This window comes from Quadrisphaera sp. DVD1 (genome assembly GCF_058932755.1).
In genome coordinates this window covers 1-3,132 of sequence record NZ_JBZYWI010000222.1, presented here as the reverse complement: position 1 = coordinate 3,132, position 3,132 = coordinate 1, and the positions used below count along the sequence as shown (strand labels likewise).

The following is a 3,132-nucleotide window of genomic DNA, read 5'->3' as shown; positions in this document are numbered from 1 at the left end:
CGCGGTCGTGGTCGCGGTCGTCGGTCACCGGCCCTCCAGCAGGCGCCGCTCGAGCTCGGGCGGGAGCCCGTGCACCGGCCGGTCGGGGCGCTGCGGCGGAGCCGGCTCGCGCTGCACCCACGCCCAGGTGTCGCGGACGGTCTCGGCCACGGGGCGGCACACCAGGCCGGTGGCCGCCGCCCGGGAGGTGTCGGACTCGAGGAAGCCCGCGGTCTCCCCGCCCTCCGGGACCCAGCAGGGCAGGTGGGTCCACGGCTGCGCGCCCGCGGCGGCGAGGTCGGCCTCGGGCACCCAGACCAGCTCGGCGTCGGAGCCGGTCGTCTCCCGGCAGGCGGTCAGCAGGCCCTCGGTGGTCGTGTGCCCCGAGCGGCTGGCCACGTCGACCGGGCCGGACAGCCCGGAGGCCAGGCCCGAGAGCAGCCAGGCGGCGAGGTCGCGCGCGTCGACGAGCTGGAGCGGGCGCTCGGGCCGGCCAGGGGCCACGACCCGCCCGCCGGCGGCGATCCGCCGCAGCCACCACGGCAGGCGCCCGACGTCCTCGTGGGGGCCGAGGATGAGCCCGGCCCGGGCCAGCAGCGCGCCGGGGGAGGAGGCGAGGACGCCGAGCTCGGCGCCGCGCTTGGCGGCCGCGTAGTCGTCGTCCGCGACGGCGTCCGGGTCGCCGTCGACGAGCGGGGAGCCCTCGTCGACGTGGCTGCCCCAGACGTAGACCGACGAGGTGGAGACGTACCCGTACGCGCCGGCGCGACCGGCCAGGAGCTGCGCGGCCCGCGTGGCGACGCGGGGGGCGCCGGACCAGGTGTCGACGACGGCGTCCCAGGCGCCGTCGCCCAGCGCCCGCTCGAGCTCGGCGGAGGAGGTGCGGTCGGCGTGGAGGCCGCGGACCCCCTCGGGCAGGGCGCCGGTGACGCCGCGGTGGACGGCGTCGACCTGCCAGCCGCGGGCCAGCGCGTCGGCGACCACCGCCCTGCCGACGAACCGGGTGCCGCCGAGCACGAGGAGCCTCATGGCGCCCAGCCTGCCAGCCGGCCCGGCTCCTGCGGTCCGCGCGGCGCTCAGCGCCTCACGCGGCGTCGCGCAGCCGCTGCTCGGTCGCCCGGCGCAGGGCGGTGAGGTCGACCCCCGCGTCCGCGAGCACGCGGGCGCCCAGGCCCTGGCCCTCGCGCAGCAGCCCGAGCAGGACCATCTCCGCGCCGATCGGCCGGTGCCCGAGGCGGATCGCCTCGCGCAGGGCGAGCTCGAGGACCTTGCGCGCCCGGGGCGTGAAGCGGTCGACCAGGGGGCGGCGGCGCCGCAGCAGGCCCCGGCGCGGTGCCGGTGGGGGCGGTCGCAGGGCGTCCGGCCCGAACGAGCGCTCGAGCCGCCGCAGCACGGCCTCGAGGTCGATGCCGATCGACCGCAGGGCCTCGGCGTCCTCGGGCCCCAGCGGGACCCCCGGCGAGGTCCCCGGCGAGGTCCCCGGCGAGGTCCCCGGCGCGGCCAGCAGCCGCGCGATGGCGGCGCGCACCCGCTCGGCGTCCAGCCCGGCGTCGTGGAGCAGGTCGTGCGCGCCGCCCGTCTGCGGGTCGAGCAGGCCGAGCAGCAGGTGCTCGGTGCCGATGTGGCCGTGGGAGAGCGCTCGGGACTCCTCCTGGGCGCGCACGACCACCGCGCGCGCCTCGCTCGTGAACCGCTCGAACACCTAGTCCTCCTCGGTCGCGCGGGGGGACCGCACGGGCCGGGCGGCCCGGGCGGCGTGCTTCTGGTGGACGGCCTGCTTGCTCACCTCGAGGGCGTCGGCGATCTGCTGCCACGACCACCCCTGGCCGCGGGCGGCGTCCACCTGCAGGGCCTCCAGCGCCTCCGCCAGCCGGCGCAGGGCCAGGGCGGCCCGCAGCCCCACGCGCGGGTCGGTGCTGGCGGCCGCTGCCGCGAGGTCCTCCACGTCTGCCATGCGTCAAGAGTGGTTGACGCGTCGGCGACGTGTCAAGGCGTCTTGACGGTCGTGGTCACGGCCGCGGGGCGCGTGGCGCAGTGCTGCCCGTCCGCGGCTGGTCGCCCAGCGGGCTCGGCGGGGGCTCGGCGGGGGCTCGGGAGGGCTCAGCGCCGCCCCGGCCCCCCGACGAAGAGGATGTCGTCCCCCGCCTGCAGGGCGCCGACGCCGGGGTCGTCGTAGTGCAGGGTGTGCCCGGCCCGCAGCACGGCCACCACGGGCAGCGGCAGGTCGCGGGCGCCGCGCCCGACCTCTCCGGGCTCGACGCGCCGCTGGCACAGGTCGAGCCCGCTGCCGAAGGACAGCAGGTCCTCGACGACGTCGACGGCCCGCGGGCTGTCGGTGGCCAGACCGAGCAGGCGCCCGGTGGTCTCCGAGGAGACGACGACCGACGTCGCCCCGCTCTGGGCGAGGAGCTCGGCGTTCTGCGACTCGCGGGCGGCGGCGACCACGGTGACCGACGGGGCCAGGCGCCGGATCGTCAGGGTCGACAGCACGGCGGTGTCGTCGCGGTCGAGGGCGACGATCGCCGTGGCGGCCCGGGCCACCTGGGCCTCGAGCAGCGTCTCCGGGCGCGTGGCGTCGCCGGCGACCACGGCGTACCCGTCGGCCGCGGCCTGCGCGGCCGCGCGCGGGTCGGCCTCGACCACGACGATCCGGTCGGCGGGGTGCTCGCGCAGGCGCAGCGCCCGGACGGCGTTGCGCCCCTTGGTGCCGTAGCCGAGGACGATCACGTGGTCGGTCATGGCCGCCCTCCACCGCGCGAGGCGGAACTCCGTGCTGGAGCGCTTCGTGAGCGCCTGGATGGTCGTGCCGACGAGGATGATGACGAAGAGGATCCGCATGGGCGTGGTCACGAGCGCGTTGACCAGCCGCGCGCTCTCCGTGACCGGGGTGATGTCGCCGTAGCCGGTCGTCGTGAGCGTGACCGTCGTGTAGTACAGCGCGTCGATGACCGAGACGGTGCCGTCGGCGCTGTCGTTGTAGCTGTCGCGCTCGAGCAGGACCATGCCCCAGCTGAGCAGCACGAGGAGCCCGGCGAGGGCGAAGCGCAGGAGGATCGCGGGCAGCGGCCGCAGGGTCGCCCCCCGCGGCAGGTGCACCTCGGGCGCGCTCACGCCCGCTCCAGGAGGGCGGCCATGGCCTCCACCGCCGGCGGC

General features: G+C 78.0%; 4 protein-coding genes. All 4 read right to left on the bottom strand.

The genetic code is table 11. The features are described 5' to 3' along the window. Positions 1-24: 24 nt before the first annotated feature. The 4 genes from AC5FZL_RS16150 to AC5FZL_RS16135 all read right to left on the bottom strand — a co-directional run bounded on the left by AC5FZL_RS16150 (position 25) and on the right by AC5FZL_RS16135 (position 3,090). Entirely contained in the window at positions 25-1,008 is a 984-nt protein-coding gene (locus AC5FZL_RS16150) for an NAD-dependent epimerase/dehydratase family protein (RefSeq protein WP_493619899.1), read from the bottom strand. 55 nt (positions 1,009-1,063) lie between these two features. Further along, positions 1,064-1,681, bottom strand: coding sequence for a Clp protease N-terminal domain-containing protein (locus AC5FZL_RS16145; protein WP_493619898.1), 618 nt, complete (start codon positions 1,679-1,681; stop codon positions 1,064-1,066). Further along, the gene (locus AC5FZL_RS16140) at positions 1,682-1,933 is read right to left on the bottom strand and encodes a helix-turn-helix domain-containing protein (RefSeq protein WP_493619897.1); all 252 of its coding nucleotides are present in this window, start codon (positions 1,931-1,933) and stop codon (positions 1,682-1,684) included. A 146-nt stretch (positions 1,934-2,079) separates the two neighbouring features. Then, positions 2,080-3,090, bottom strand: a complete 1,011-nt coding sequence (locus AC5FZL_RS16135) for a potassium channel family protein (protein ID WP_493619896.1) — start codon at positions 3,088-3,090, stop codon at positions 2,080-2,082. Between the last annotated feature and the right edge of the window lie 42 nt (positions 3,091-3,132).